The organism is Polynucleobacter sp. 39-46-10 (assembly GCF_002282275.1).
Map to the genome: position 1 here is coordinate 1 of NZ_NCJB01000384.1, position 2,000 is coordinate 2,000.

The 2,000-nt window shown below is 47.5% G+C and carries 2 protein-coding genes; both read left to right on the forward strand.

Going from position 1 to position 2,000, the window contains the following annotated elements; genetic code table 11:
* Positions 1 to 688: 4-hydroxy-tetrahydrodipicolinate synthase (gene dapA / locus B7X71_RS15895; RefSeq protein WP_293601446.1), on the forward strand; the 688-nt coding region annotated here is incomplete at its 5' end.
* An 8-nt stretch (positions 689 to 696) separates the two neighbouring features.
* On the forward strand, positions 697 to 1,833 hold the full coding sequence (gene bamC / locus B7X71_RS15900) for an outer membrane protein assembly factor BamC (protein WP_293601447.1): 1,137 nt from the start codon (positions 697 to 699) through the stop codon (positions 1,831 to 1,833).
* The last annotated feature ends 167 nt before the right edge of the window (positions 1,834 to 2,000 follow it).

The following is a 2,000-nucleotide window of genomic DNA, read 5'->3' on the forward strand; positions in this document are numbered from 1 at the left end:
TGCTGGACGCATTCCAGTAATCGCGGGTACTGGTGGCAATTCCACTACCGAGGCTATCGAGTTAACTAATTTTGCAAAGTCGGTTGGTGCTGACGCCAGCCTCCAGGTTGTTCCTTACTATAACAAGCCAACTCAAGAGGGTATGTACGCCCACTTCAAGAAAATAGCGGAGTCAGTTGATTTGCCTGTGATTCTTTATAACGTTCCTGGCCGAACTGTTGCTGATCTTGCGGGTGAGACTACCGTGCGTTTGGCCGGAGTGCCGGGCATTATCGGTATCAAGGATGCTACTGGCAGCATTGAGCGAGGCACTTTATTGCTAGCCGATCTCAAGCGTGCTGGACATGCTAATTTTTCTGTATTTTCTGGCGACGATCTGAGTGCGGCAATGCTGATGTTGATGGGTGGCAAGGGTAATATTTCCGTTACTGCCAATATTGCCCCACGTCTAATGCATCAATTGTGTCAGGCAGCAATGTCTGATGATGTCGTCAAGACACGTACTATTCAATATCAATTACTGGCTGTGCATAAAGCCATGTTTACTGAGGCAAATCCGATTCCTGTGAAATGGGCTCTGCATGAAATGGGCAAAGTCACTGCTGGAATTCGTTTACCTTTAACCCCTTTGAGCGTTGCTTTGCGTGAACCTTTGAAGACTGCAATGAAACAGGCCGGCTTACTATGACGAATGTGATGCAACTTGTGCGCCAGCATTGCGCAACTTTATTTATTCTTTCATTGGCAAGCCTCTCTCTGCTGGGATGTAAGTCGGTAACAACCAACGATACCGTGGATTACAAATCTGCTGGTGCTGTTCGTGGACCTAATTTGTCCTATCCTCCTGATCTCATTACAGCTCAAGCTGATCGCAGATATATCGTTCAGGATGGCTCCGCTACGATGTCTGAGTACAACGCGGCAGTAAAAAAATCAGTGCAGACTCGCAAGAACGTCATGACCGGCATTCCGGGTATGCGGATTGCTCGTGACGGGGAGCGTCGTTGGTTGGTTGTTGAAAAACCTGCTCCAGAGCTCTATCCACAAATCAAAGATTTTTGGCAGGAGAACGGTTTTCTATTGGTGATTGATTCACCCTCTACCGGCATCATGGAGACGGACTGGGCGGAGAATCGTGCCAAGATTGCACAAGATTTTATTCGATCAACCATTGGCGGTGCGTTAGATTCCCTCTATGACACTGGTGAGCGTGATAAGTACAAGACTCGTCTTGAGGTGAGTAAGCCTGGCGAAACGGAGATTTATATCACTCAACGCGGTGCTTTAGAGGTGTGCACCACTGACAGTACCGGTGCTTGCATCTCTACTATTTGGACTGCACGTCCAAATGACCCTGAGCTTGAAGCGGCATTCTTAGCTCGTTTAATGGAGCGCTTGGGGATGACGCAAGAAATGGCCAAGGCTCAGGTTGCTGTACCGCTTGGTCCCAAGACCCCAAAAGCAAAGTTAGTTCAAGAGGGTGTTAACACTGCCCATATTGAAATGGCTGCAGGCTTTGATCGTGCATGGCGTGACACTGGTTTAGCTTTGGATCGATCTAACTTTACTGTTGAAGATCGTAATCGCGCTAACGGTGTTTACTATGTTCGCTACGTTAATCCCAAGGATTTGGGCGATACCAAAGGGTTCTTTTCAAACCTATTTAGCAGTAAGGATGATTCCAGCTTGAAGGCAAAGAAATACCTCGTAGTAGTTAAATCAACAGGCGATAATTCTTCAAGCATTTATGTTCAAAATGCAGATGGTAAGCCTGAAAACTCTGCCGCTGGCTTGCAACTTTTAACCTTGCTTACTGAGCAAATGGCCAGATAAGCACCAAGTAAAAAAACTGAGCCAATAAAAAAGCCGCTTTTCAGCGGCTTTTTTTCTTCAAGAAGAAGATTACTTCTTAGCGTCAGCAGGAGCAGCTGGGGCAGCAGGAGCAGCGGTAGGTGCAGCAGGTGCATCAGCAGCAGGTGCAGCAGCAGGAGCGGCAGCAG